Source organism: Amycolatopsis sp. NPDC050768 (genome assembly GCF_040654155.1).
Taxonomy (GTDB): domain Bacteria; phylum Actinomycetota; class Actinomycetes; order Mycobacteriales; family Pseudonocardiaceae; genus Amycolatopsis.
Window position 1 is genome coordinate 525,661 of sequence record NZ_JBFAHL010000001.1, and the last position, 23,612, is coordinate 549,272.

At 67.3% G+C, this 23,612-nt stretch carries 35 protein-coding genes; 5 read left to right on the forward strand and 30 right to left on the reverse strand.

The features are described 5' to 3' along the window. Nucleotides 1-288: 288 nt before the first annotated feature. The 29 genes from map to AB0H62_RS02755 all read right to left on the reverse strand — a co-directional run bounded on the left by map (nt 289) and on the right by AB0H62_RS02755 (nt 18,451). The gene (gene map / locus AB0H62_RS02615) at nt 289-1,065 is read right to left on the reverse strand and encodes a type I methionyl aminopeptidase (RefSeq protein WP_220246094.1); all 777 of its coding nucleotides are present in this window, start codon (nt 1,063-1,065) and stop codon (nt 289-291) included. Between the two features lie 44 nt (nt 1,066-1,109). Further along, nucleotides 1,110-1,664, reverse strand: a complete 555-nt coding sequence (locus AB0H62_RS02620) for an adenylate kinase (RefSeq protein WP_220246093.1) — start codon at nt 1,662-1,664, stop codon at nt 1,110-1,112. Beyond that, entirely contained in the window at nt 1,661-2,968 is a 1,308-nt protein-coding gene (gene secY / locus AB0H62_RS02625; RefSeq protein ID WP_220247338.1) for a preprotein translocase subunit SecY, read from the reverse strand. Before secY ends, AB0H62_RS02620 begins: the two co-directional genes overlap by 4 nt. 549 nt (nt 2,969-3,517) lie before the next feature. Continuing rightward, entirely contained in the window at nt 3,518-3,964 is a 447-nt protein-coding gene (gene rplO / locus AB0H62_RS02630) for a 50S ribosomal protein L15 (protein WP_220246092.1), read from the reverse strand. After that, nucleotides 3,961-4,146 carry a 50S ribosomal protein L30 gene (gene rpmD / locus AB0H62_RS02635; protein WP_020643215.1) on the reverse strand — a complete coding sequence of 62 codons (186 nt, stop codon included), beginning with the start codon at nt 4,144-4,146 and terminating at the stop codon, nt 3,961-3,963. Before rpmD ends, rplO begins: the two co-directional genes overlap by 4 nt. Before the next feature lies 1 nt (nt 4,147). Further along, complete coding sequence (gene rpsE / locus AB0H62_RS02640) at nt 4,148-4,795, reverse strand: 30S ribosomal protein S5 (protein WP_220246091.1); 648 nt, start codon at nt 4,793-4,795, stop codon at nt 4,148-4,150. A gap of 31 nt (nt 4,796-4,826) precedes the next feature. Beyond that, nucleotides 4,827-5,228 carry a 50S ribosomal protein L18 gene (gene rplR, locus AB0H62_RS02645; protein WP_220246090.1) on the reverse strand — a complete coding sequence of 134 codons (402 nt, stop codon included), beginning with the start codon at nt 5,226-5,228 and terminating at the stop codon, nt 4,827-4,829. 2 nt (nt 5,229-5,230) lie between these two features. After that, nucleotides 5,231-5,770, reverse strand: coding sequence for a 50S ribosomal protein L6 (gene rplF, locus AB0H62_RS02650; protein ID WP_220246089.1), 540 nt, complete (start codon nt 5,768-5,770; stop codon nt 5,231-5,233). Between the two features lie 16 nt (nt 5,771-5,786). Then, nucleotides 5,787-6,185 carry a 30S ribosomal protein S8 gene (gene rpsH, locus AB0H62_RS02655; RefSeq protein ID WP_220246088.1) on the reverse strand — a complete coding sequence of 133 codons (399 nt, stop codon included), beginning with the start codon at nt 6,183-6,185 and terminating at the stop codon, nt 5,787-5,789. An 82-nt stretch (nt 6,186-6,267) separates the two neighbouring features. After that, nucleotides 6,268-6,453 (reverse strand): type Z 30S ribosomal protein S14, encoded by a 186-nt coding sequence (locus tag AB0H62_RS02660; RefSeq protein WP_220246087.1) that lies wholly within the window; start codon nt 6,451-6,453, stop codon nt 6,268-6,270. A 4-nt stretch (nt 6,454-6,457) separates the two neighbouring features. Beyond that, complete coding sequence (rplE, locus tag AB0H62_RS02665; RefSeq protein WP_220246086.1) at nt 6,458-7,021, reverse strand: 50S ribosomal protein L5; 564 nt, start codon at nt 7,019-7,021, stop codon at nt 6,458-6,460. 1 nt (nt 7,022) lies between these two features. Next, nucleotides 7,023-7,337: a 50S ribosomal protein L24 gene (rplX, locus tag AB0H62_RS02670; protein WP_204091700.1), complete on the reverse strand. Its 315-nt coding sequence runs from the start codon at nt 7,335-7,337 to the stop codon at nt 7,023-7,025. Between the two features lie 3 nt (nt 7,338-7,340). After that, nucleotides 7,341-7,709: a 50S ribosomal protein L14 gene (rplN, locus tag AB0H62_RS02675; protein ID WP_004558867.1), complete on the reverse strand. Its 369-nt coding sequence runs from the start codon at nt 7,707-7,709 to the stop codon at nt 7,341-7,343. 73 nt (nt 7,710-7,782) lie between these two features. Continuing rightward, nucleotides 7,783-8,061, reverse strand: a complete 279-nt coding sequence (rpsQ, locus tag AB0H62_RS02680) for a 30S ribosomal protein S17 (RefSeq protein ID WP_220246085.1) — start codon at nt 8,059-8,061, stop codon at nt 7,783-7,785. Further along, on the reverse strand, nt 8,058-8,303 hold the full coding sequence (gene rpmC, locus AB0H62_RS02685) for a 50S ribosomal protein L29 (protein WP_220246084.1): 246 nt from the start codon (nt 8,301-8,303) through the stop codon (nt 8,058-8,060). Before rpmC ends, rpsQ begins: the two co-directional genes overlap by 4 nt. Beyond that, on the reverse strand, nt 8,303-8,722 hold the full coding sequence (gene rplP / locus AB0H62_RS02690) for a 50S ribosomal protein L16 (RefSeq protein WP_004558864.1): 420 nt from the start codon (nt 8,720-8,722) through the stop codon (nt 8,303-8,305). Before rplP ends, rpmC begins: the two co-directional genes overlap by 1 nt. 3 nt (nt 8,723-8,725) lie before the next feature. Continuing rightward, nucleotides 8,726-9,580 (reverse strand): 30S ribosomal protein S3, encoded by an 855-nt coding sequence (rpsC, locus tag AB0H62_RS02695; RefSeq protein WP_220246083.1) that lies wholly within the window; start codon nt 9,578-9,580, stop codon nt 8,726-8,728. Then, on the reverse strand, nt 9,580-9,999 hold the full coding sequence (gene rplV / locus AB0H62_RS02700) for a 50S ribosomal protein L22 (RefSeq protein ID WP_220246082.1): 420 nt from the start codon (nt 9,997-9,999) through the stop codon (nt 9,580-9,582). Before rplV ends, rpsC begins: the two co-directional genes overlap by 1 nt. 31 nt (nt 10,000-10,030) lie before the next feature. Next, nucleotides 10,031-10,312 carry a 30S ribosomal protein S19 gene (gene rpsS / locus AB0H62_RS02705; protein WP_153035997.1) on the reverse strand — a complete coding sequence of 94 codons (282 nt, stop codon included), beginning with the start codon at nt 10,310-10,312 and terminating at the stop codon, nt 10,031-10,033. Between the two features lie 18 nt (nt 10,313-10,330). Further along, nucleotides 10,331-11,167, reverse strand: coding sequence for a 50S ribosomal protein L2 (rplB, locus tag AB0H62_RS02710; protein WP_220246081.1), 837 nt, complete (start codon nt 11,165-11,167; stop codon nt 10,331-10,333). A 15-nt stretch (nt 11,168-11,182) separates the two neighbouring features. After that, on the reverse strand, nt 11,183-11,494 hold the full coding sequence (gene rplW, locus AB0H62_RS02715) for a 50S ribosomal protein L23 (protein WP_220246080.1): 312 nt from the start codon (nt 11,492-11,494) through the stop codon (nt 11,183-11,185). Beyond that, nucleotides 11,491-12,180: a 50S ribosomal protein L4 gene (gene rplD / locus AB0H62_RS02720; RefSeq protein WP_220246079.1), complete on the reverse strand. Its 690-nt coding sequence runs from the start codon at nt 12,178-12,180 to the stop codon at nt 11,491-11,493. Before rplD ends, rplW begins: the two co-directional genes overlap by 4 nt. Then, nucleotides 12,177-12,833, reverse strand: a complete 657-nt coding sequence (rplC, locus tag AB0H62_RS02725) for a 50S ribosomal protein L3 (protein ID WP_220246078.1) — start codon at nt 12,831-12,833, stop codon at nt 12,177-12,179. The genes rplD and rplC overlap by 4 nt, the downstream gene beginning before the upstream one ends. Before the next feature lie 31 nt (nt 12,834-12,864). Then, a complete protein-coding gene (gene rpsJ / locus AB0H62_RS02730) occupies nt 12,865-13,170 on the reverse strand; it encodes a 30S ribosomal protein S10 (RefSeq protein WP_003102098.1) in 306 nt (101 codons plus the stop codon). 424 nt (nt 13,171-13,594) lie between these two features. Continuing rightward, nucleotides 13,595-14,788, reverse strand: coding sequence for an elongation factor Tu (gene tuf / locus AB0H62_RS02735; RefSeq protein WP_220246077.1), 1,194 nt, complete (start codon nt 14,786-14,788; stop codon nt 13,595-13,597). 126 nt (nt 14,789-14,914) lie between these two features. Continuing rightward, nucleotides 14,915-17,014 (reverse strand): elongation factor G, encoded by a 2,100-nt coding sequence (gene fusA, locus AB0H62_RS02740; protein WP_220246076.1) that lies wholly within the window; start codon nt 17,012-17,014, stop codon nt 14,915-14,917. Nucleotides 17,015-17,077: 63 nt separating this feature from the next. After that, entirely contained in the window at nt 17,078-17,548 is a 471-nt protein-coding gene (rpsG, locus tag AB0H62_RS02745) for a 30S ribosomal protein S7 (protein ID WP_220246075.1), read from the reverse strand. Then, complete coding sequence (rpsL, locus tag AB0H62_RS02750) at nt 17,548-17,922, reverse strand: 30S ribosomal protein S12 (RefSeq protein ID WP_003102113.1); 375 nt, start codon at nt 17,920-17,922, stop codon at nt 17,548-17,550. Before rpsL ends, rpsG begins: the two co-directional genes overlap by 1 nt. Before the next feature lie 370 nt (nt 17,923-18,292). After that, complete coding sequence (locus AB0H62_RS02755) at nt 18,293-18,451, reverse strand: hypothetical protein (RefSeq protein ID WP_220246074.1); 159 nt, start codon at nt 18,449-18,451, stop codon at nt 18,293-18,295. A gap of 141 nt (nt 18,452-18,592) precedes the next feature. Here AB0H62_RS02755 and AB0H62_RS02760 point away from each other — a divergent pair, with 141 nt between their 5' ends. The 5 genes from AB0H62_RS02760 (at nt 18,593) to AB0H62_RS02780 (ending at nt 22,824) form a co-directional block, all read left to right on the forward strand. After that, nucleotides 18,593-19,081, forward strand: coding sequence for a GNAT family N-acetyltransferase (locus AB0H62_RS02760; protein ID WP_360583695.1), 489 nt, complete (start codon nt 18,593-18,595; stop codon nt 19,079-19,081). A gap of 182 nt (nt 19,082-19,263) precedes the next feature. Continuing rightward, nucleotides 19,264-19,830, forward strand: coding sequence for a YbaB/EbfC family nucleoid-associated protein (locus tag AB0H62_RS02765; RefSeq protein ID WP_360583697.1), 567 nt, complete (start codon nt 19,264-19,266; stop codon nt 19,828-19,830). Further along, nucleotides 19,827-20,150, forward strand: coding sequence for a hypothetical protein (locus tag AB0H62_RS02770; RefSeq protein WP_220246071.1), 324 nt, complete (start codon nt 19,827-19,829; stop codon nt 20,148-20,150). The genes AB0H62_RS02765 and AB0H62_RS02770 overlap by 4 nt, the downstream gene beginning before the upstream one ends. A 16-nt stretch (nt 20,151-20,166) precedes the next feature. Next, on the forward strand, nt 20,167-21,324 hold the full coding sequence (locus AB0H62_RS02775; protein ID WP_360583700.1) for a hypothetical protein: 1,158 nt from the start codon (nt 20,167-20,169) through the stop codon (nt 21,322-21,324). Beyond that, nucleotides 21,325-22,824, forward strand: coding sequence for a hypothetical protein (locus tag AB0H62_RS02780; protein ID WP_360583702.1), 1,500 nt, complete (start codon nt 21,325-21,327; stop codon nt 22,822-22,824). It abuts the gene before it with no gap. Here the strand turns inward: AB0H62_RS02780 and AB0H62_RS02785 are convergent, their stop codons facing one another. Further along, complete coding sequence (locus AB0H62_RS02785; RefSeq protein ID WP_255638637.1) at nt 22,825-23,463, reverse strand: zinc ribbon domain-containing protein; 639 nt, start codon at nt 23,461-23,463, stop codon at nt 22,825-22,827. Between the last annotated feature and the right edge of the window lie 149 nt (nt 23,464-23,612).

Genomic DNA, 23,612 nt, shown 5'->3' on the forward strand with positions numbered 1-23,612 from the left:
TGATCGGTTTGAGCTCGAGTCCCTTGCTTACTGGGGTGCTGCTCCGGCACACTCCACCCCGACTCCGAGTGTTCGCGAGAGTTCACGAGCGCGCAGGAACCGGCGCGATGAGTACGCCGACTTGACAGAGTACGCGACTCGTGTCGCGACCCCCAAACGGGGGGTAACTGTGCTACAAGCCGGCGGTCGGGCGCCAGGGTTCCAGTATGCCTGAAAACGAGCCGACCTGCGAGAATCGCCTGGTCAGGTGAACTTTTCCAGCCGGGTGAGCGGCAGTGCCAGCCCTCGTCAGTCCTCTTCGGGCGCGGTGAGCACCCAGGGACCGTCCTCCGTGATGGCGACGGTGTGCTCCCAGTGCGACGCGCGGGAGCCGTCGGCCGTGACCACGGTCCAGCCGTCCTCGAGCTCCACGGTCTCGCCGCCGCCCCCGGTGAGCATGGGCTCGATCGCGAGCGCCATGCCGACCTTGAGCCGCGGGCCCTTGCCGGGCTTGCCGACGTTGGGCAGGAACGGGTCCATGTGCATCTGGCGGCCAATGCCGTGGCCGCCGTACTCGAGGATCATCCCGTACTCGACGCCGTTGTCGCGGCCGGCCTTCTCGGCCGCGGTCTGCACGGCGAACGAGATGTCGGTGAGCCGCCCGCCCGCGCGCACGGCCTCGATGCCGGCCCACATGGACTTCTCCGTGGCGGCGGACAGCGCGAGGTCCTTCTCGCTGACGGCGCCGATCGCGAGCGTCACGGCGGAGTCGCCGTGCCAGCCGTCGAGGATGGCGCCGCAGTCGACCGAGATCAGGTCACCGTCGCCCAGCACCTGCCGGCTCGACGGGATGCCGTGGACGATCTGCTCGTTCACCGACGCGCAGATCGACGCGGGGAAACCGTGGTAACCCTTGAAGGACGGCACGGCCCCCGCGTCGCGGATCGTCTGCTCGGCCAGCTCGTCGAGCTCGGCAGTGCTGACACCGACCTGCGCACGCTCGCGCACGGCGGACAGCGTCCTCGCGACGACCAGCCCGGCCGCCCGCATCGCCTGCAGCTCGCCCGGCGTCTTGACCTCGATCATGCGCCCACGGCGGAGCACTTGCAGAACACGCAACCCTCCGAGATTCACGTGCGGTCGCGCAGCGCTTTCAGCACGCGGTCCGAGATCTCCTGCACGTCGCCCACGCCGTCGACAGCCACCAGGATGTCGGCGTAGTACTCCAGCAGCGGAGCGGTCTCTGACCAGTAGATCTGCTGACGGCGGCGGATGACCTCTTCGGTGTCGTCGGCGCGGCCGCGGGCCATCAGCCGGGACACGACGACGTCTTCAGGCACCTGCAGCTGGATCACGGACTCGAGCGCGCAGTCGGATTCCTTCAGCATCTCGCCGAGGACCTCGGCCTGCTTCGTGTTGCGGGGGAAACCGTCGAGCAGGAAGCCGGCCTTCGCGTCGGGCTCGGCGAGCCGCTCGCGGACCATCTCGTTGGTCACCGAGTCGGGGACGAGCTCACCCGAGTCGAGGTAGCGCTTGGCCTCCTGGCCGAGCGGCGTCTCCTGACCGACGTGTGCGCGGAACAGGTCACCCGTCGAGATGTGCGGAACCCGCAGCTGCTCCGACAGGGCCACCGCCTGCGTACCTTTACCCGCGCCGGGCGGGCCGACGAGAACCACACGCGTCACTTCAAGAACCCTTCGTAGTTGCGCTGCATCAGCTGGCTTTCGATCTGCTTCACGGTGTCGAGACCGACACCCACCATGATCAGCACAGCCGTGCCACCGAACGGGAAGTTCTGGTTGTTCCCGCTGCCGGTGAGGGACAGGAAGAAGTTCGGGAGGATCGCGATGATGCCCAGGTACAGCGAGCCCGGCAGCGTGATGCGGCCGAGGACGTAGCTCAGGTATTCGGCAGTGGGGCGGCCCGGGCGGATACCCGGGATGAACCCACCGAACTTCTTCATCTCGTCCGCACGCTCGTCGACGTTGAACGTGATCGTGATGTAGAAGTACGTGAAGAAGATGATCAACGCGAAGTACGCGAGGATGTGCACCCAGCTGCTCTGGTTGACCAGGTAGTTCTGGATGAAGGACTGCCAGCCGGAGTTGCTGTTCGGGTCGCCGATGAGCTGGCTGAGCAGCTGCGGCAGGTACAGCAGCGACGACGCGAAGATGACCGGGATGACACCGGCCTGGTTCACCTTGATCGGCAGGTAGGTCGACGTGCCGCCGTACATCCGGCGGCCGATCATGCGCTTGGCGTACTGCACCGGGATCCGGCGCTGCCCCTGCTCCACGAAGATGACGCTCGCGATGATCACCAAACCGAACACGCAGATCATGACCAGGGCGACCGCGCCGCCGTTGCTCATGATGTTGGCGCCCTCGGTGGGGATGCGGGCCGCGATGTTCAGGAAGATCAGGACCGACATGCCGTTGCCGACGCCGCGCTCGGTGATGAGCTCGCCCAGCCACATCATGACGGCGGTGCCCGCGGTCATGGTGCAGACGATCAGCGCCAGCGAGTAGACGCTGTTGTCCGGGATGATCTGCTGCTGGCAGCCCTGGAAGAGGGTGCCGCGGTCGGCCAGCGCGACAACGCCGGTGGCCTGCAGGATCGCCAGGGCGATCGTGAGGTACCGGGTGTACTGCGTGAGCTTGTTCTGGCCGGCCTGGCCTTCCTTCTTCAGCTCCTCGAACCGCGGGATCACCACGGTCAGCAGCTGGATGATGATGCTCGCCGTGATGTACGGCATGATGCCGGTCGAGAACAGCGACAGCTGGAGCAGCGCACCACCGCTGAACAGGTTCAGCAGCTGGTAGACGCCCTGCTGGTCGGCCTGAGAGCTACAGGCCTGCACTGCGGAGAACGAGATCCCCGGGGCCGGGATGGCGGCACCGATCCGGTAGACCGCGACGATGGCTAGCGTGAACAGGATCTTCTTGCGTAGATCCGGCGTCGCGAGAGCCGAGCGGAAGGCGCTGAGCACGCGGGGGACCTCCTCGGCGTCGTCGGCTGTCCTACCGACGATCGGCTTGGCCGGCACGAGGCCGGCGGGAACACAGCTCACTGGCAGGCAAGCCAGGAACGCCTCAGGGCACAGTGGTCCCGAAGCGTGTCGCCGACTCTAACAGCTTCACAGGGCGCGTCCGCAGCGCGTGTGCGTTTTCCGTCTCAGCCGATCCCGAGACGCCTGGGGCGATGTCGCAGGTTGGACCGTTCGCACCCGAAATGATCACCTGTTCGGCCCCGGTCTTCGGTAGGTGTCCCGGTGGCCGCTACACCCTGGACGCACGGGTGCGGCCAGGGTTGCTTCGTTGCGGGGCAACGGGATCGGGCCGCGGGCGCGAGTCCCGCGCGGCCGGCCGCAACGTCCTCAGTGGCCCTCAGCGGACGCGTCCGGCCCACTCCGCGCGACGGCGCCTACCGCGGCCGCGAACGCGCGTACAGCGCTTGTGGACGAGCCCACACAACGAATCGGGCCCACCCAGCTGTGCGCTGGATGGGCCCGAGTCGTGTGTCAGGTGCTTCAGTTGCCTCAGTTGGCGGTGGCGGAACCACCGGCAGCTTCGAGCTTCTCCTTGGCAGAGCCGGAGAAACCGTCCGCGGTGACGTCCAGCTTCACGCCGTCGACGTCGCCGTTGCCGAGGACCTTCACGAGGCTGCCCTTGCGGACGAGACCGCCCGCGACGAGCTCCTCGACGCCGATCTTGCCGCCGTCCGGGAAGACGCGGGCGATGTCGCCCACGTTCACCGGCTGGTATTCGGTGCGGAAGCGGTTCTTGAAGCCACGCAGCTTCGGCAGCCGCATGTGGATGGGCATCTGCCCACCCTCGAAGCCGGCGGGCACGTTCTTACGGGCCTTGGTGCCCTTCGTGCCGCGACCGGCCGTCTTGCCCTTCGAGCCTTCACCACGGCCGACGCGCATCTTCTCGCGCTTCGAGCCCGGAGCCGGACGCAGGTGGTGGATCTTGATGGCCGTCATGCCTGGACCTCCTCGACCTCCACCAGGTGGCGGACGGTGTGGATCAGGCCGCGCACCTGGGGGGTGTCTTCACGCACGACGCTCTGGCGGATCTTGCGCAGCCCGAGGGTGCGCAGCGACTCGCGGTGAGCGTGCTTCGTGCCGATCTTGCTCTTGACCTGGGTGACCTTGAGCTGAGTCATGTCACGCCCCCTGGCCCGCGCGCTGGCGCAGCATCCGGGCCGGAGCGACGTCCTCGAGCGGGAGACCGCGGCGGGCCGCGACCTCTTCGGGACGCTGCAGACCCTTCAGGGCCGCCACGGTCGCGTGCACGATGTTGATCGCGTTGTCGGAGCCGAGCGACTTCGACAGCACGTCGTGAACACCCGCGCACTCCAGCACCGCGCGCACCGGGCCACCGGCGATGACACCGGTACCGGCCGAAGCCGGACGCAGCAGCACGACACCGGCGGCTTCCTCACCCTGGATCGGGTGGGGAATGGTGCCGCCGACGCGAGGCACGCGGAAGAAGTTCTTCTTCGCTTCCTCGACGCCCTTGGCGATGGCCGCGGGAACTTCCTTGGCCTTGCCGTAGCCGACGCCGACCTGACCGTCACCGTCACCGACGACGACGAGGGCGGTGAAGCTGAAGCGACGACCACCCTTGACGACCTTGGCGACGCGGTTGATCGTCACGACCTTCTCGAGGTGCGGGGTCTTGTCCTGGCCGGCCCCGCCACGGCCGCTGTCGCGCCGGTCCCGGCCGCCACCGCGGCGGTCATTGCGGTCGTTGCCGCCCTGACCGCCCGGTCCGCCCTGGCCGCCGCCGAATTGCCGCGTACGTCCCGGCATCAGGCTTTCCTTCCATTGACGAGCATCTGCATCAGAACTCCAACCCCGCCTCACGGGCGGCGTCGGCGAGCGCGGCGATGCGGCCGTGGTAGGCGTTGCCACCACGGTCGAACACCACCGCCGAGATCCCGGCCGCCTTGGCGCGCGCGGCGACGAGCTCGCCGACCTTCGCGGCCTTGGCCTTCTTGTCGCCGTCGGTCGCCCGGACGTCCGCCTCGAGGGTGGACGCCGACGCCAGGGTGTGGCCGGCGAGGTCGTCGATCAGCTGCACGGCGATGTGCCGCGAGGACCGCTTGACGACCAGGCGCGGACGAACCGGCGTGCCGTTGACCTTCTTGCGCAGGCGGAAGTGCCGACGGGTCTTCGCGACGCGGCGGCGGGTCGAGACATCCTTGCCGACCGGCTTGCGCTTCGTGGTAGTCGTGTCGCTCATGATCACTTACCCGTCTTTCCGACCTTGCGGCGGATCTTCTCACCCTCGTAGCGCAGGCCCTTGCCCTTGTACGGGTCGGGACGGCGCAACTTGCGGATGACCGCGGCGATCTGGCCGACCTTCTGCTTGTCGATGCCGGACACCGAGAACCGGGTGGGCGTCTCCACCTTGAAGGTGATGCCCTCCGGCGCCTCGATCTTCACCGGGTGGCTGTAGCCGAGGGCGAACTCGAGGTCCGAGCCCTTGGCCTGCACGCGGTAACCAACACCGTGGATTTCCATCTTCTTCTCGTAGCCGGCGGTGACGCCGACGACGAGGTTGTTCACCAGCGTACGCGTGAGACCGTGCAGCGCCTTGGAGGTGCGCTCGTCGTCCGGGCGCTTCACCTGCAGGGTGCCGTCTTCACCGCGCTCAACGGTAATGGGCTCCGCGAGGGTGTGCTCGAGGGTGCCCTTGGGCCCCTTGACCTGAATGTGCTGACCGTTGATGGTCACGTCGACCCCGGAGGGGACGGCGACCGGCAGCTTTCCGATGCGTGACATGTCTGTGCCCCCTTCCTTACCAGACGTAGGCGAGGACTTCGCCGCCCACGTTGTTGCGCTTGGCCTGACGGTCGGTCTGCAGGCCACCGGACGTCGAGATGATCGCGACGCCGAGGCCACCCAGCACGGACGGCAGTTCGGTCGATTTTGCGTACACCCGCAGACCCGGCTTGGACACGCGCCGGAGGCCGGCGATGCTGCGCTCGCGGTTGGGGCCGTACTTCAGCTCCACGATGAGGTTCTTGTGCTTCTCGCCCGGCTCGTCGCGGTAGCCCGCGATGTAGCCCTCGCGCTTGAGGATCTCGGCGATGTTCGCCTTGATCTTCGAGTGGGGAAGCACGACCTCGTCGTGGTACGCCGAGTTCGCGTTACGCAGACGAGTCAAGAAGTCTGCGATGGGGTCGGTCATCGTCATGGTGACCTGTCAACCTTTCTCGCCTGGTTCCCCGCCCTCTCGGGCGGGGCCTGTGGCGAACTGGGAAATAGTTTCGAGCCTCTTACCAGCTGGACTTGCGGACGCCGGGCAGCTCGCCCGCGTGCGCCATCTCCCGGAGACAGATCCGGCAGAGCCCGAACTTGCGGTACACCGAGTGCGGCCGACCACAACGGTTGCAACGGGTGTAACCCCGCACGGCGAACTTCGGCTTCTTGGCGGCCTTGTGGACCAGAGCTTTCTTGGCCATCGGCTCAGTTCTCCTTGAACGGGAAGCCGAGCTTGCGCAGCAGCGCCCGGCCCTCGTCGTCGGTGGTGGCGGTGGTGACGACCGTGACATCCATGCCGCGCGGACGGTCGATGGCGTCGGGGTCGATCTCGTGGAACATCGACTGCTCGTTGAGACCGAACGTGTAGTTGCCGTTGCCGTCGAACTGCTTGCCGGACAGACCGCGGAAGTCGCGGATACGGGGCAGCGCGATGGTGAGCAGCCGGTCGAGGAACTCCCACATCCGGTCGCCGCGCAGCGTCACGCGCGCACCGATCGGCTGGCCCTCACGCAGCTTGAACTGCGCGATGGACTTGCGAGCCTTCCGGACTTCCGGCTTCTGGCCGGTGATCAGCGACAGGTCGCGGACAGCACCCTCGATGAGCTTGCTGTCGCGGGCCGCGTCACCCACACCCATGTTCACGACGACCTTCACGACGCCGGGAATCTGGTGCACGTTGGGGATGGAGAACTCCTTCTGGAGTTCGCCCTTGATCTCTTCGCGGTACCGGGTCTTCAGACGCGGCACCATCTTCTCTGCGGTGGTCATGTCAGATGTCCTTGCCGTTCCGGCGCGAGACCCGGACCTTCTTGCCGTCCTCGCCGATGCGGTAGCCCACGCGGGTCGGCTTACCGTCCGAGTCCACGACCATCACGTTCGACACGTGGATGGGCGCTTCCTGGGTCACGATGCCGCCGGACTGCGCACCACGCTGGGTCTGAGTGATCCGGGTGTGCTTCTTGATCCGGTTCACGCCCTCGACCAGCACGCGGTCGCGCTCCGGGTAGGCCTGGATGACCTTGCCCTTGGCGCCCTTGTCCTTGCCGGCGATGACGACGACCGTGTCGCCCTTCTTCACCTTCATGGCTTACAACACCTCCGGCGCGAGCGAAATGATCTTCATGAACTTTCGGTCGCGCAGCTCGCGGCCCACCGGGCCGAAGATGCGGGTGCCACGAGGCTCGTTGTCGTTCTTGATGAGCACGGCGGCGTTCTCGTCGAAGCGGATGTAGGAACCGTCCGGACGACGACGCTCCTTCACCGTGCGGACGATGACCGCCTTGACGACGTCGCCCTTCTTCACCCCGGCAGCCGGGATGGCGTCCTTCACGGTGGCGACGATGATGTCACCGATGCCCGCGTAGCGCCGCCCGGAGCCACCGAGAACACGGATGCAAAGGATTTCCTTAGCACCGGTGTTGTCGGCAACCCGAAGCCGCGACTCCTGCTGGATCACGTCAACTCCTGTATGTCGCGCTGGTTCTCGCTCGCGCGAGCCTTGCGGAACCAAGGACTCCGAAGAGCCCTGCTTACTTGGCCTTCTCCACGACCTGCACGAGGCGCCAGCGCTTCGTCGCCGACAGCGGCCGGGTCTCCATCAGGGTGACCCGGTCGCCCACGCCCGCCTCGTTGTTCTCGTCGTGCACCTTGACCTTGGTGGTGCTGCGCAGAACCTTCGAGTAGCGCGGGTGCTTCTTGCGGTCCTCGAGCTCGACCACGATCGTCTTGTCCATCTTGTCCGAGACGACGTAGCCCTCGCGCACCTTGCGGTAGTTACGCGCGAGCTTCTCGGTGGTGGGCTCGCTCATGCGGCACCTTCACTCTCGCTGTCGGGGGCCACGGACAGGCCGAGCTCACGCTCACGCATGACCGTGTAGATCCGCGCGATGTCCGTACGGACGGTGCGCAGCCGACGGTTGTTGTCCAGCTGCCCGGTCGCCATCTGGAAGCGGAGGTTGAAGAGCTCCTCCTTGTATTCCTTCAGACGCAGCACGAGCTCTTCCGCGGTGAGCTCACGAAGCTCCGAAGCCTGGGCGGCGCCGTTGGCCATCAGAACTCACCACCTTCACGGGTCACGATGCGGCACTTCATGGGCAGCTTGTGGATCGCGCGACGGAGCGCCTCACGGGCGGTCTCCTCGTTCGGGAACGAGATCTCGAACATCACGCGACCCGGCTTCACGTTGGCGATCCACCACTCGGGCGAACCCTTACCGGAACCCATGCGGGTTTCCGCCGGCTTCTTGGTCAGCGGGCGGTCCGGGTAGATGGTCGTCCACACCTTGCCGCCACGCTTGATGTGACGGGTCATGGCGATACGAGCGGACTCGATCTGCCGGTTCGTCACGTAGCTGTGCTCAAGCGCCTGGATGCCGTACTCGCCGAAGCTGACCTTCGTACCGCCCTTGGCGGCGCCGTGGCGCTTCGGGGAGTGCTGCTTCCGGTGCTTGACCCTGCGCGGGATGAGCACGTCTCAGCCCTCCGTCTTTTCTGCGGTCTCGGCAGCCGGGGCCGCCTCGGTCGCCACGGGTGCCGCGTCTTCGTTCTTCGCGGCGGCAGCAGCGCGACCGGCTTCGGTCGAGGTCGCCGTCGTGCCCGAGGCGCCGGAGCGGCGCGGGCGAGACGGACGGTCACCGCGGTCGCGGCGCGGGGCCCGCTCGGCAGCCGCGGCGGCGTCGCGCGCCTCGCGGGCCTTGAGGCCACCCACCAGCTCGCCCTTGTAGATCCACACCTTCACGCCGATGCGACCGAACGTCGTCTTGGCCTCGAAGAAGCCGTAGTCGATGTCGGCACGCAGCGTGTGCAGCGGAACCCGGCCGTCGCGGTAGTGCTCGGAGCGGGACATCTCGGCACCGCCGAGACGACCGCCGCACTGCACGCGAATGCCCTTGACCTGCGGCGAACGCATGGAGGTCTGGATCGCCTTGCGCATCGCGCGGCGGAACGCCACGCGGTTGCTCAGCTGCTCCGCGACACCCTGCGCAACGAGCTGGGCGTCGGACTCGGGGTTCTTGACCTCGAGGATGTTCAGCTGGACCTGCTTGGCGGTCAGCTTCTCCAGCGCGCCACGGATCCGGTCGGCCTCCGCACCACGACGGCCGATGACGATGCCCGGCCGGGCGGTGTGGATGTCGACGCGAACGCGGTCACGGGTGCGCTCGATCTCGACCTTGGAGATGCCGGCGCGCTCCATGCCCGTGGACAGCAGCTTGCGGATCTTCACGTCCTCGGCCACGTACTCCGAGTACTGCTTGTCGGCGTACCAGCGCGACTTCCAGTCCGTGGTGATACCCAGGCGGAAGCCGTGCGGGTTGATCTTCTGGCCCACTACCGGCCACCTGCCTTCTTCTTGCTCTGCGCCTTCTTCACGTCGGCCTTCGGACGCGACTCCACCTCGACGGTGATGTGGCTGGTCCGCTTGCGGATCCGGTACGCGCGGCCCTGGGCCCGCGGGCGGATGCGCTTGAGGGTCGGGCCCTCGTCGGCGTACGCGTTCTTGACCCAGAGCGTCTCCGGGTCGAGCTGAAGGTTGTTCTCGGCGTTGGCCACGGCACTGGCGAGCACCTTCGCGACCGGCTCGCTGGCCGCCTGGGGGGCGAACCGGAGCACGGCCAAGGCGTCGGCGGCGCTACGTCCCTTGATGAGCTCGATCACCCGGCGCACCTTGGTCGGCGAGTCCCGGACGAAGCGAGCCCGCGCGTAAGCCGTAGGCAGAGCCTCGACCGTCGCGTCGTTCTGGGCGTTCATCGCTACTTCCCTTGTCTTGTTTCGTGCCCGCTCAGCGGCGGCGCGACTTGCGGTCGTCCTTGATGTGACCCTTGAAGGTCCGCGTCGGGGCGAACTCGCCCAGCTTGTGACCCACCATGGCCTCGGTGACGAACACCGGGACGTGCTTGCGGCCGTCGTGCACGGCGATCGTGTGACCCAAGAAATCCGGGATGATCGTCGAGCGACGCGACCAGGTCTTGATCACGGTCTTCTTGTTGGCCTCGTTGAGCGCGTCCACCTTCTTGAGCAGGTGGTCGTCCACGAAGGGCCCCTTCTTAAGGCTGCGTGGCATGTTCTTCTACCTCCCTGCTCAGCGCTTGTTCTTGCCGGTACGGCGGCGGCGGACGATCATCGCGTCACTTGCCTTGCGGCGACGCGTGCGGCCCTCGGGCTTACCGTTCGGGTTCACCGGGTGGCGACCACCGGAGGTCTTACCCTCACCACCACCGTGCGGGTGGTCGACCGGGTTCATGACGACACCACGGACGGTGGGGCGCTTGCCGCGCCAGCGGTTACGACCCGCCTTGCCCCAGTTGATGTTGCCGTGCTCGGAGTTGCCCACCTCGCCGACGGTCGCGCGGTTGCGCACGTCGACGTTGCGGATCTCGCCCGAGGGCAGCCGGAGCTGGGCGTAAGGCCCGTCCTTGGCCACCAGCTGCACCTTGGCGCCGGCGGAGCGCGCCATCTTCGCGCCGCCACCGGGGCGGAGCTCGATCGCGTGGACCACGGTGCCGACCGGGATGTTGCGCAGCGGCAGGTTGTTACCCGGCTTGATGTCGGCGCGAGGGCCGTTCTCGACGGTGTCGCCCTGCTTCAGCTTGTCCGGCGCGATGATGTAGCGCTTCTCGCCGTCGGCGTAGTGCAGGAGCGCGATGCGCGCGGTGCGGTTGGGGTCGTACTCGATGTGCGCGACCTTGGCCGGCACGCCGTCCTTGTCGTTACGACGGAAGTCGATGACGCGGTAGGCGCGCTTGTGGCCGCCACCCTTGTGACGGGTGGTGATCTTGCCCGACGAGTTACGACCGCCCGAACCGCTCAGCGGACGCAGCAGCGACTTCTCCGGCGTGGAGCGGGTGATCTCGGCGAAGTCCGAGACGCTCGAACCGCGACGACCCGGGGTCGTCGGCTTGTACTTGCGGATGCCCATTGTCAGCTCAGTCCTTTACGCGGTGGGTCCGCCGAAGATCTCGATCGCCTTGCTTTCAGGCGAAAGAGTCACGATGGCGCGCTTGGTGTCCTTGCGCTTGCCGAAGCCTGCGCGAGTCCGCTTCCGCTTGCCCTGACGGTTGGCCGTGTTGACGCTGACCACCTTGACACCGAACACCTTCTCGACCGCGATCTTGATCTGGGTCTTGTTGGCGTCCGGGCGGACGATGAACGTGTACTTGTGGTCCTCGAGCAGCCCGTAGGACTTCTCGGAGATGACCGGCGCGAGCAGGATGTCGCGGTGGTCCGGAATGGCGACCGAGCTCACTTCTCGTCACTCCCTTCCGAAACTTCGCCCGACCGAGCGGAGGCCTTGACGGCCTTGCCACTGGCGGGGCCTGCGACGAACGCGTCGTACGCGGCCTTGGTGAACACGACGTCGTCGTTGACCAGCACGTCGTAGGTGTTGAGCTGGTCCGCCCAGAGAATGTGGATCTCGGGGAGGTTCCGCAGGGAGACCCAGCTGAGCTCGTCGGCCCGGTGCAGCACCACGAGCACGCGCTTCGCCTGCGTCACGGCGGCGATCGCGGTCTTGGCAGCCTTGGTCGACGGCTTTTCGCCGGTGACCAGTTCGGTCACGACGTGCAGCTGGCCGGCGCGAGCCCGGTCGGAGAGGGCGCCACGCAGAGCGGCGGCCTTCATCTTCTTCGGGGTGCGCTGCGTGTAGTCACGCGGCGTGGGGCCGTGGACGACGCCACCGCCGGCGAACTGCGGCGCGCGGGTCGAACCCTGGCGGGCACGACCGGTGCCCTTCTGCCGGTACGGCTTCTTGCCGCCACCGGAGACCTCACCACGGGTCTTCGTGTCGTGCGTGCCCTGGCGCGCGGCGGCCAGCTGGCCGATCACGACCTGGTGCATCAGCGCGATGTTGGCCTGCACGTCGAAGATCTCCGCGGGGAGGTCGACCGTGCCGTCGGCTTTACCGGCCGGGGTCTTCAGCTCGACGCTTGTCATTCGGAGTTACCACCCTTCGCGGCGCTGCGCACGAACAGCAGGCCGCCCTTGGGACCGGGCACCGCGCCCTTGATCAGCAGCAGGCCGTCTTCGGCACGCACCGCGTGCACGGTCAGACCCTGCGTGGTGACCCGGTCGGAGCCCATCCGGCCCGCCATGCGCAGGCCCTTGAAGACGCGGCCGGGGGTGGCGCAGCCACCGATGGAACCCGGCTTGCGGTGCACGGCCTGAGCACCGTGGCTCGCGCCCTGGCCCTTGAAGCCGTGGCGCTTCATGACACCGGCGTAGCCCTTGCCCTTGCTGGTACCCGTGACGTCGACCTCGACGCCGGCGGCGAACACCTCAGCGGTGATCTCCTGACCGACCTCGTAGGTGTCCGCGTCGGTGGTACGCAGCTCGGCGAGGAAGCGCCGCGGGGTCACGCCCGCCTTGTCGAAGTGGCCGGTGCGCGGCTTGTTCACCCGGCGCGGGTCGACCGCACCGAAAGCCAGCTGCACGGCCGCATAGCCGTCCTTGTCCTGGGTCCGAACCTGGGTGACCACGTTCGGACCGGCCTTCACGACGGTGACCGGGACAACCCGGTTCTGCTCGTCGAAGACCTGGGTCATGCCGAGCTTGGTGCCCAGGATGCCCTTCATCTGCCTGTCAGACATGAGTCTCTTACTCTCCGCCGCTCGCCAGCCGCTACTGGATGTTGACGTCGACGCTCGCCGGCAGGTCGATGCGCATGAGCGCGTCGACCGTCTTCGGCGTCGGGTCGAGGATGTCGATCAGACGCTTGTGCGTGCGCATCTCGAAGTGCTCGCGCGAGTCCTTGTACTTGTGCGGCGAGCGGATGACGCAGTAAACGTTCTTCTCGGTGGGCAGCGGCACCGGCCCGACAACACGGGCACCGGTGCGCGTGACCGTCTCCACGATCTTGCGCGCCGAGGTGTCGATCGCCTCGTGGTCGTAGGCCTTGAGCCGGATGCGGATCTTCTGTCCCGCCATGGTGGCTGCTCGTTCCTTCGTCGTCTCGTGCCGCTTTGTCTCGTCAACCCGGGCCTGAGGCCCCGGTTTCAGCAGTTCAACGGCCCTGTCCCCGGTCCACGCGGTCGGGCGTGTCGCGCCCGACGCACAGACGGATCCCGTGGGATCGTCCTGCCTGGTCTTCCTCAACGTGAGGAGGCCGCGAGCCCGCCGCGCCGCATCAACTGCAAGCACCGCCGGCCACTTGGCCTTTGCCCGCTAGCCTCACCCCGAAGGAAGAGCTGGACGGACCGTGGCCACTCGTACAGGGGCGGCCGGAACCCCGTGAGTCAATCGAACAACTCGAGGATTCGGCCGCCCCGGGACGAGCAACCTGAATAGTGTCGCACACGTGAGTTGACGCCCTTGACCGGGGGGTGTAGTAGCCCGGTCAAGGGCGTCGAAATCACTTGATGATCTTGGTGACCTGACCCGCACCCACGGTGCGGCCGCCCTCGCGAATCGCGAAGCGCAGGTTCACGTCCATGGCGATGGGCTGGATCAGCGCCACCGAAATGTCGGTGTTGTCGCCCGGCATGACCATCTCGGTGCCCTCGGGGAGGGTCACGACGCCGGTCACGTCAGTGGTGCGGAAGTAGAACTGCGGGCGGTAGTTGTTGAAGAACGGGGTGTGACGACCACCCTCGTCCTTCGACAGGATGTAGACCCGGCCCTCGAAGTCGGTGTGCGGGGTGGTGGTACCCGGCTTCACGACGACCTGGCCGCGCTCGACGTCCTCGCGCTTGATACCGCGGACGAGGAGGCCGACGTTGTCGCCCGCCTGGCCCTGGTCCAGCAGCTTGCGGAACATCTCGACACCGGTGACAGTCGTCTTGGTCGACTTCTCCTTGATGCCGACGATCTCGACCTCTTCGTTCACGTTGACCACGCCACGCTCGACGCGGCCGGTGACGACGGTGCCGCGACCGGTGATGGTGAAGACGTCCTCGATCGGCATGAGGAACGGCTTGTCGAGCTCACGCACCGGGTCCGGCACGTTGTCGTCGACGGCGGTCATGAGCTCGAGGACAGCCTCGGCCCACTTGGCGTCGCCCTCGAGAGCCTTCAGGCCCGAGACGCGCACGACCGGCGCGTCGTCGCCCGGGAACTCCTGCGAGGACAGCAGCTCGCGGACCTCCAGCTCGACGAGCTCGAGGATCTCCTCGTCGTCGACCATGTCGGCCTTGTTCAGCGCGACCACGATGTAGGGCACGCCGACCTGGCGGGCGAGCAGCACGTGCTCGCGGGTCTGCGGCATCGGGCCGTCCGTGGCGGCCACGACCAGGATCGCACCGTCCATCTGGGCGGCACCGGTGATCATGTTCTTGATGTAGTCCGCGTGACCGGGGGCGTCGACGTGCGCGTAGTGACGCTTCTCGGTCTGGTACTCGACGTGCGAGATGTTGATCGTGATACCGCGCTGGCGCTCTTCGGGCGCGTTGTCGATCTGGTCGAACGCACGCGACTCGTTGAGCTCCGGGTACTTGTCGTGCAGAACCTTGGTGATCGCCGCGGTCAGCGTGGTCTTGCCGTGGTCGACGTGACCGATGGTCCCGATGTTGACGTGCGGCTTGCTCCGCTCGAACTTCGCCTTCGCCACTGGAATGTCCTCCTGGACTGATTTCGCTTTGTGCTCACCGGCCGGCGTGGCTGCCAACCGCTGATTGTTTCTCGTCTTTGCTGCGGACGTTCAGGAGTGTTCCTTATGCCCGCGAGCGAAGGGGAACTACTCCCCCGTCGCCTTCGCGATGATTTCCTTCGCGACGTTCGCGGGAACCTCGGCGTAGGAGTCGAACACCATGGAGTAGTTCGCGCGACCCTGGGTGCGAGACCGCAGGTCGCCGACGTAACCGAACATCTCCGACAGCGGTACCACTGCCTTGACGACACGGGTACCGGCGCGCTCCTCCATGGCCTGGATCTGGCCACGGCGGGAGTTGAGGTCACCGATCACGTCACCCATGTAGTCCTCGGGAGTCGTGACCTCGACGGCCATCATCGGCTCGAGGATGACCGGGCCGGCCTTCTTCGCGGCTTCCTTCATCGCCATGGAACCGGCGATCTTGAACGCCATCTCCGAAGAGTCGACCTCGTGGTACGCGCCGTCCAACAAGGTGAACTTCAACCCGACGAGCGGGTAGCCGGCCAGCACGCCGTACTGCATGGCGTCCTGCCCGCCCGCGTCGACCGACGGGATGTACTCCCGCGGCACGCGGCCGCCGGAGACCTTGTTGTCGAACTCGTAGAGTGCACCGTCGGTCGTCTCGAGCGGCTCCAGCTTCACGATGACCTTCGCGAACTGGCCGGAACCACCGGTCTGCTTCTTGTGCACGTAGTCGAGCTTGTCGACCGTCTTCTTGATCGTCTCGCGGTAGGCGACCTGCGGCTTACCGATGTTCGCCTCGACCTTGTAGTCGGACTTCATGCGGTTCACCAGCACCTCGAGGTGCAGCTCGCCCATGCCCGCGATGATCGTCTGGCCCGTGTCCTCGTCGAGCTGGACCTGGAAAGTGGGGTCTTCCTCGGCCAGCTTCTGGATCGCGAGCGACAGCTTCTCCTGGTCGGCCTTCGTCTTCGGCTCGATGGCCACGCGGATAACGGGATCCGGGAAGGTCATCGACTCGAGGACGACCGGGTTCTGCGGGTCGGCCAGCGTGTCACCGGTCGTGGTGTCCTTCAGGCCGATGACCGCGTAGATGTGGCCGGCCTGGGCCTCGTCGACCGGGTTCTCCTTGTTGGAGTGCATCTGGAAGAGCTTGCCGATGCGCTCCTTGCGCTCCTTGGTCGCGTTGACGACCTGAGTGCCCGCGGAGATCTTGCCCGAGTAGACCCGGATGTAGGTCAGCTTGCCGAAGAACGGGTGCGCGGCGATCTTGAAGGCGAGCGCGGCGAACGGCTCGTCGACCGACGGCCTGCGCAGGACCGGGGTCTCCCCGTCCGGCAGCGTGCCCTCGACTGCCGGCACGTCCAGCGGGGACGGCAGGTAGTCGATGACCGCGTCCAGCATCGGCTGCACGCCCTTGTTCTTGAACGCGGAGCCGGTGAGCACCGGGTACGCCTCGCGCGCGACGGTGAGCTTGCGGATGCCGGACTTGATCTCGGCTTCCGTGAGCTGCTCGCCCTCGAGGAACTTCTCCATCATGGCATCGTCGGTCTCGGCGACGGCCTCGACGAGCTTCTCGCGGTACTCGGCGGCGCGGTCGGCCAGCTCGGCCGGGATCTCCTCGACGGAGTAGTCCTCGCCCTTGCTCACCTCGCCACGCCAGGTCAGCGCCTTCATGCGGACCAGGTCGACGACACCCTCGAAGTCGTTCTCGGCGCCGATCGGCAGCTGGATGACCAGCGGCCGGGCACCGAGGCGCTCCTCGATGGTGCGCACGGTGAAGTAGAAGTCGGCACCCAGCTTGTCCATCTTGTTGACGAAGCAGATGCGCGGAACTTCGTACTTGTCCGCCTGCCGCCAGACCTGCTCGGACTGCGGCTCGACACCTTCCTTGCCGTCGAAGACGGCCACGGCGCCGTCGAGCACGCGGAGCGAGCGCTCCACCTCGACGGTGAAGTCGACGTGCCCGGGGGTGTCGATGATGTTGATCTGGTGATCGGCCCAGAACGTGGTGGTGGCAGCCGAGGTGATGGTGATACCCCGCTTCTGCTCCTCCTCCATCCAGTCCATGGTGGCGGCGCCGTCGTGGACTTCGCCGATCTTGTAGTTGATCCCGGTGTAGAACAGGATCCGCTCGGTGGTGGTGGTCTTACCGGCGTCGATGTGCGCCATGATCCCGATGTTGCGGACCTTGTTCAGGTCGGTCAGCACTTCACGTGCCACGAGAGTGTTCCCCTGTCTCGAACGTGGGGCCCGGCATGGCTTGGATCGGCAGCCGGGCGGTCATCACCAGCGGTAGTGCGCGAAGGCCTTGTTGGACTCGGCCATCTTGTGCGTGTCTTCACGGCGCTTGACGCTGGCGCCAAGACCGTTGCTCGCGTCGAGCAGCTCGTTCTGCAGCCGCTCGATCATGGTCTTCTCGCGGCGAGCCTGCGAGAAGGAGACCAGCCAGCGCAGCGCCAACGTGGTGGAGCGGTTGGGCTTGACTTCGATCGGCACCTGGTAGGTGGCGCCACCGACGCGGCGGCTCTTCACCTCGATGGTGGGCTTCACGTTGTCGAGCGCGCGCTTCAGCGTGACGACCGGGTCGGTGCCGGTCTTCTCGCGAGCGCCTTCCAGCGCGCCGTACACGATGCGCTCGGCCAGCGACCGCTTCCCGTCCTTCAGCACCTTGTTCACCAGCTGGGTGACCAGCGGGGAGGCGTAGACCGGGTCGGAGATCAGAGGCCGCTTGGGGGCCGGACCCTTGCGGGGCATTAGCTCTTCTCCTTCTTCGCGCCATAGCGGCTGCGCGCCTGCTTGCGGTTCTTCACACCCTGGGTGTCGAGCGAACCGCGGATGATCTTGTAGCGAACGCCCGGCAGGTCCTTCACCCGGCCACCGCGCACGAGCACCATCGAGTGCTCCTGCAGGTTGTGGCCCTCACCGGGGATGTACGCCGTGACCTCGATGCCGCTCGTCAGCTTCACACGCGCAACCTTGCGCAGCGCCGAGTTCGGCTTCTTCGGGGTCGTGGTGTACACGCGGGTGCACACGCCACGACGCTGCGGGCTCCCCTTGAGGGCCGCGGTCTTCTGCTTGGCAGCCTTGTCCTGGCGGCCCTTGCGGACCAGCTGCTGGATCGTGGGCAATGGACCAGCTTTCTGTCGCGTTCTTGCTGCTTCTTCGTGTCTTCACCGGCCCCCGCGGTCGGGCGTGTCGGCCCGCGTCACGGTCTCTCGACCGGTACTTTCCCGAAGGGGTTTTCCGTCGGAACCCCACGTGGACGAGGCCGGTGAACCGGGTGCGCGAGCACCCCGCTCATGCCGTACGGCACGCGGAGCGGCCCGACGCCTGCCGGGCACGGTCTCCAAAGATACCCGGCCACTTGACGGGCGGTCCGGGCGGGGGGTCCGAACTGACGGTGACCGCCCATCGTAACCCCAGATGAGGGCCCTGCGCCTAGAGCCGCGCGGAGAACCCATCATCCAGAACGTGACGGACGTCCCCCCTATTCCTCGGCTATTCCTCGTCCGGCTTCGCGTGGTCGGGCCGCCCCGGGTGGGGGTCGCGCGACAGGTCGATCAGCGGGTGGACGCCGGCCCCCTCAGGCGCGGCGTGACTCCCTTTGGTGTCCTTCTGCCCCTCTTCAGGCCGGTCGGCGGTGCCGTTGCCGTCCATCACGCACTCCTCAAGTCGGTTTCCCTGCGGCTCGCACGCTACCTATTTCCACTATCGGGTGACACACGGGGATGGAACGTCGCTTTCCCCAGGTGATCGACTTCCCCGTTAACCAGTGGACGAACCGGACACGATGATCTCGTGACCGTGAACTGGACTATCACGCCAATCCCCGTCGATCACCCTGACGCGCGCGCGATCGTGCGCGATTACCTCACGGACGTCGCGAGCCGTTACTGGGGCCGACCGGCCACGGAAGCGGAGGTCGACCAGGTTCTGGCCGACGAGCCCGGCGACGATCTCGTCGCCCCGACCGGCGCGTTCCTCATCGCCCGCCTGCCCGACAGCACCGTGACCGGCTGCGCCGGCACGCGCGTGGTGCGGCCCGGGCTGAACGAGCTCACGAAGGTGTACGTGCGCCCGGCCCACCGCGGCCAGGGCGGCGGCGCACGCCTCGTGGCGGCGGCCGAGGAGGCGGCGCGGTCGCTGGGAGCCGAGACGCTGCGGCTCGACACCCGGCACGACCTCATCGAGGCCCGGGCGCTGTACGCGCGGACCGGGTACACGGAAGTCGAACCGTTCAACGACGACCAGTACGCGGAGCACTGGTTCTCGAAACCGCTCGGGTGAAACGGTTCCGGACTGTCCACACCGGATATCCGCCGTCTACAAAGGACTGCCGAGGGCAGCCGGGCGCCAGGGCGGCGCCGTCGCCTCTTCCGGGAAAAGATTCACGACTTCGCAGCGCGAACGCGACAGAAGCGGCATAATCCGCACGTCCGCACACCCGTCGTGCACGTGAGGGGGCCGCCGTGTCGGCTGAGATGGATCGTCTCGTCGCCGAGTTCGAGAAGTTCCAGAGCAAGATCAAACAGGCCGAGGCGAACTTCGCGAAGGTCGGTGACCTGCAGGACGAGGTGGTCGCGCTCGAGGCGACGGCGATGTCGCCCGACCGCGCCGTGACCGTCGTCGCGGGCCCGGGCGGCTCCGTGAAGGACATCCGCCTCACGGCCGAGGCCCTGCGCCAGCAGCCGCAGCAGCTGGCCACCACCATCCTCTCCACCCTGCACCGCGCAGTCGCCGACGCGGCCGTGCAGCAGGCCGGCATCGTCGACGCGCACGTGGGCGCCGCCTTCGGCCTCGACGTGTCCGGCCAGGTCCTCGAAGCCCAGGCCGAAGCGATGGGAACCACGGCCGAAGAGCTGAAGTCCAAGGCCTCGGAGGCGCAGCCGGCCCCACGCCGGCTGTCGGACGAAGACCTCGAACACGGCGACATCCTGCGCCGCCACGAGCCACCGGCCGCTCCCCCGCCGCCTCCCCCGGCTCGCCCCGCCGACGAGGGCGTCCGGCGCCTGTGGGACCACGAGGAGGACCGATGAGCCACGACGTAGACCCCCAGATCCTGAAGACCTACGCCTCCGGCACGTTGCCGCACTACAAGGACGAGGCCACGAAGTTCGGCAACCTCGTCAGCCAGGCCGACGTGACGGACAAGTCGTGGGGCCTGATCGGGCTGGCGGTGAAGCAGACGTACACGAGCAAGCTCGACGACCTCCGCCAGATGCTCGAACTGATGAAGACCGGCGTCGACACGCTGGGCGGGAAAGTGAACCAGGCCGCGGAGATCTACGACGGCCATGAGAAGGACACCGTCGTGACCTTCGGCAAGTTCAAGGCGAACATCGACGGACCGCTCTGAGCAGGGGGAGACCGAAATGGCCGACAGCATCGCCGACGGCGTCAAACTGGAGCACGAGGACGAGGGTTTCCTCCACGACGCCAACGAAGCCGCCAAGAAGGCGCCGATCATCGGCAAGGGGGTCGAGGGCGTCGAACGAGGCATCAAGGGCTTCAGCGAAGCCGACGATGCCGGCGAATTCGCGGCGGCCACCGGGCAGATGCTCCAGGACGGCGCGGGCTTCGTCGCCGGCGCCGCGGTGGACGTGGCGAGCTTCGCACTCGACCCCGTCGGCTGGCTGGTCAGCAACGGCCTGAACATGCTCCTGGAGCTGATCTCGCCGCTGCAGGACGCGCTGCACTTCGTGACGGGCGACGGCCCGGCGCTCAAGGAGGCGGCCGGCAACTTCAGCGAGATCGGCGTCGGTTTCGTCAAGCTCGGCGACGACTTCGCCAAGAAGGGCAAGGAAGAGCTGCGGACCTGGCAGGGCGACGGCGGCAACGCGGCCCGCAGTTCGCTGGACCAGTTCTCCGAGGGCATCAAGGGCATCGGCTCGACCACCGGCGGGGTCGGCGAGACCCTCCAGATGTGGTCGATGGTCATGACCGTCATCGAAGAGGTCGTGAAGGCGATCATCAGCGAGCTGGTCAGCTGGCTGATCTACATCTGGCTGCCGGCGCTGGCCGCCTCGATCGTGAGCCTCGGCTCGTCGGTCGCCGCCGCGATGACCGCCTCGATCGCCAAGGCGGCCGGTGCGTTCACCAGGATCACCTCGAAGCTGGGGAAGCTGGGCGAGCTGCTCCAGAAGTTCATGACCTTTCTCTCGAAGTGGACCGACGACCTGATCAAGCAGGGCCGCAAGCTCACCCCGTCGGGTGCCGCGGGAATGACGCCCGGCATGGAGAAGGCCGCCACCGGCGCGATCGCCTCGGCGACGAACTCCCGCGGCATGGCGACGGTCGAGGCGCTGAAGGAGTCGGTCAAGGCCGGCGGCGAAGAGGCGCTCAAGGGGGTGACCGGCGTGAAGATCGGCGATCTCGACAAGGGCTCGGCCTACAGCGGCAAGGCCGGCTTCGACTTCGTCAACAAGGCGGTCGACAACACCCGCGACATCCTGAAGTCCCGCGGCGGGAGCGACGCGGCCGGTTACCACTCCGAAGAGGACACCCGCGAGAACCTGGACATGGACCAGTAGATGGACCTGTTCGAACCGTGGTTCATCGTCGGTGGTTTCGCGCTGGGGTTCGTCCTGCTGTGGCTGGGCAACTGGCTCGAGCGGCGCAGTGGCGTCGCGGCGGCAGTCTGCTTCGCGCTGTGCGGCGTCGCGTTCTCCGAAACGTCGCTGTACTGGCTGTCTGCCGGCACCGGCAGCAACGTGCCGCAGTTCCTGTGGATCGCGTTCCCCGTGGCGTTCGCGGCGTTCGTCGTGTGGCGAGGCTGGCGGCAGCGGACGTGGATCGCGCGGATCCCGGGCTCGGCCGACCGGCAGACGTTCGGCGTACTCCCCCACCTCGGCCGCGGGGTACCGCTCAACCACCCGGACCCCGGCCCGGTGCGGACCACGGTCGAGTTCGACCAGCAGGGCCACCGGGTGCTGGGCATCGAGTACTCGATCACGCCGCGTCGCGAAGACGAGCAGTTCGCCGAGGTCGCCAAGGTCGCCGAGCAGATCGACTCGATCTACTCGGCGGTCGAACTGCGGATCCCCGCCGTGCCGGCGCTGACGATCTCGCCTAAGACGGGGGCGTTCGAACCCGAGCACTTCACCCCGCTGGAAGACGCCCGGATCACCCGCAACGCCTTCGGCTGGCTGCGGCCCGACACGGCGCTGGAGACCTTCGAGGTCGACGCCGAGTTCGACCGCCGGTTCTCGGTGACCACGTCGGACCCCAAGTTCGCCGCTGCCGCGCTCACCGACGAGGTCCGCGCGCTGATCCTCGGTGACCTGTGGTTCCGCGTGCACGAGGTCGCCTTCCACGGCGACGCGACGTGGACCACGGAGTCGGGTGGGCTCACCGAGGACCGCATGTTCGGCAGCTCACGTCGGCTCGCGATGCTGGTCGCGGCCGTGCCCGCCCCCGTGTGGGAGGTCTGGGGCGGTGACCGCGGGTTCGCCTCGGTGACCACCGGCTCGGACACGAGCTACGTCGCCTGGAACGGCGGCCGCGGCGGCGCGGTCCGAACGCCGGTGAACCGGTTCCGCGAGGCGGCGGACCGGCAGCCGGTCACCTCGGTGTCGCTGACCACGCGCACGATCATCGCACTGGCCCTGACGCTGCTCGGGCTTCTGCCGATCCTGAACTCCCTGTCGGCACTCGTCGGAGTGGCGCCCGAGACCCAGCTCTCCGTCCTCGAAGCGCACGAAGGCTTTGCCGGCAACTGCTCCTCAAGGAGCGCCAGCTGCACCGGCAGCAACGACTGGGTCCGCGGCACCTACGTGCTCGACGGCGAGACCCACGACGTGTCGACCGAGTGGATCGACACGCTGCCTGCCAAGGGCGCCGTGGTCGACGTGGAGATCGGCCCGCTGTGGTGGCATCCGGTCCTCGAGAGCAGTCTCGCCGCGGTGGTCACCCTGCTCATCGGCCTGCTGCCGCTTCTGGCGGGCGCGATGCTCGCAAAGGCCACTTACCGGCCGAGGCCGCCCCGGCGCGTCAGGAAGCTGCGCAGGGCCCAGGAAGCCACCGTCACGTAATCACAGGCGGGTGCCGCAGTCGCCGCAGAAGATGGCGCCGGCGGTGGAGGGCTTGCCGCATCCGGTGCAGTGGACGGTGGGGGCCAGGGACGAGCCGCAGGAGGCGCAGAACTTGCCGCCCTCGGCCTTCACGCCGCAGCTGGGGCAGGTGAGGTGGGCGCGGGTGTCCAGGTCGAGGTCGCGGGTCCAGTCGCGGTCGCGGGCGCGGTCCCAGATCTGGTCGCGCTGCGCGGAAGCCTGGGCGCGCGAGATCTCCTCCGCGACGCTCGGCGAGCACCGCAGGCACTGCCCGATCTCGGTGTTCCAGCACTGGTCCGCGCACATCCAGTCGCTGCAACCCCGGCACTGGCGGAAGCTCGGCGAGATCTCCTTGACCGCGGCCGCGAGCGCGCGGTCCTTCGCGGAGGAGTTCGTCGCGCGGTCGTAGCGCCACTGGTCGGCGGAGTAGCTCAGGTCCTGCAGCTTGCCGCCGAAGAACGAGCCCACCGCGCGCAGGACGCCGCGGCCCGTTTCGACCGCGTCGCGCTGGAAGGCCGACCGGTAGCCGTTCCCGCAGCGTTCACAGCGGAACTCGAACTGGTAGCCCTGGGTGTTGGAGATATCGGAGAAGTTGTCCGTGAACGGCACGACGTCAGCCACGGCTGCCAAGGTAGGCGCGCTCCCTCGGCGCCGGGACCGTAGAAGTGCCGACAACAACGTGACTACCGGCTGCATCCATCTCAGCTAAAGTCAGACGGACGACAGCCGACACACGAGAAAGGCCCCCGCCCGGAAACCCGGGACGGGGG

Excerpts from the sequence above, each read along its gene's own strand:
- AB0H62_RS02770 (WP_220246071.1), top strand. The coding sequence starts at position 19,827 with ATGAGCCACGACGTAGACCCCCAGATCCTGAAGACCTACGCCTCCGGC.
- rplO (WP_220246092.1), bottom strand. The coding sequence starts at position 3,964 with ATGACGGCCATCAAGATCCACCACCTGCGTCCGGCTCCGGGCTCGAAG.
- rpsG (WP_220246075.1), bottom strand. The coding sequence starts at position 17,548 with ATGCCCCGCAAGGGTCCGGCCCCCAAGCGGCCTCTGATCTCCGACCCG.
- rpsJ (WP_003102098.1), bottom strand. The coding sequence starts at position 13,170 with ATGGCGGGACAGAAGATCCGCATCCGGCTCAAGGCCTACGACCACGAG.
- rpsE (WP_220246091.1), bottom strand. The coding sequence starts at position 4,795 with ATGCCGGGACGTACGCGGCAATTCGGCGGCGGCCAGGGCGGACCGGGC.
- rplC (WP_220246078.1), bottom strand. The coding sequence starts at position 12,833 with ATGTCTGACAGGCAGATGAAGGGCATCCTGGGCACCAAGCTCGGCATG.
- rplF (WP_220246089.1), bottom strand. The coding sequence starts at position 5,770 with ATGTCACGCATCGGAAAGCTGCCGGTCGCCGTCCCCTCCGGGGTCGAC.
- AB0H62_RS02775 (WP_360583700.1), top strand. The coding sequence starts at position 20,167 with ATGGCCGACAGCATCGCCGACGGCGTCAAACTGGAGCACGAGGACGAG.
- AB0H62_RS02755 (WP_220246074.1), bottom strand. The coding sequence starts at position 18,451 with ATGGACGGCAACGGCACCGCCGACCGGCCTGAAGAGGGGCAGAAGGAC.
- rplV (WP_220246082.1), bottom strand. The coding sequence starts at position 9,999 with ATGAACGCCCAGAACGACGCGACGGTCGAGGCTCTGCCTACGGCTTAC.
- rpsH (WP_220246088.1), bottom strand. The coding sequence starts at position 6,185 with ATGACGATGACCGACCCCATCGCAGACTTCTTGACTCGTCTGCGTAAC.
- rplB (WP_220246081.1), bottom strand. The coding sequence starts at position 11,167 with ATGGGCATCCGCAAGTACAAGCCGACGACCCCGGGTCGTCGCGGTTCG.
- rpsQ (WP_220246085.1), bottom strand. The coding sequence starts at position 8,061 with ATGAGCGAGCCCACCACCGAGAAGCTCGCGCGTAACTACCGCAAGGTG.
- rplX (WP_204091700.1), bottom strand. The coding sequence starts at position 7,337 with ATGAAGGTGAAGAAGGGCGACACGGTCGTCGTCATCGCCGGCAAGGAC.
- rplR (WP_220246090.1), bottom strand. The coding sequence starts at position 5,228 with ATGAGCGACACGACTACCACGAAGCGCAAGCCGGTCGGCAAGGATGTC.
- rplD (WP_220246079.1), bottom strand. The coding sequence starts at position 12,180 with ATGACAAGCGTCGAGCTGAAGACCCCGGCCGGTAAAGCCGACGGCACG.
- AB0H62_RS02780 (WP_360583702.1), top strand. The coding sequence starts at position 21,325 with ATGGACCTGTTCGAACCGTGGTTCATCGTCGGTGGTTTCGCGCTGGGG.
- rpsS (WP_153035997.1), bottom strand. The coding sequence starts at position 10,312 with ATGCCACGCAGCCTTAAGAAGGGGCCCTTCGTGGACGACCACCTGCTC.
- map (WP_220246094.1), bottom strand. The coding sequence starts at position 1,065 with ATGATCGAGGTCAAGACGCCGGGCGAGCTGCAGGCGATGCGGGCGGCC.
- rplE (WP_220246086.1), bottom strand. The coding sequence starts at position 7,021 with ATGACCACCGCAGAGAAGATGGTGCCGCGTCTGAAGACCCGGTACCGC.
- rpmC (WP_220246084.1), bottom strand. The coding sequence starts at position 8,303 with ATGGCCAACGGCGCCGCCCAGGCTTCGGAGCTTCGTGAGCTCACCGCG.
- AB0H62_RS02660 (WP_220246087.1), bottom strand. The coding sequence starts at position 6,453 with ATGGCCAAGAAAGCTCTGGTCCACAAGGCCGCCAAGAAGCCGAAGTTC.
- rpmD (WP_020643215.1), bottom strand. The coding sequence starts at position 4,146 with ATGACTCAGCTCAAGGTCACCCAGGTCAAGAGCAAGATCGGCACGAAG.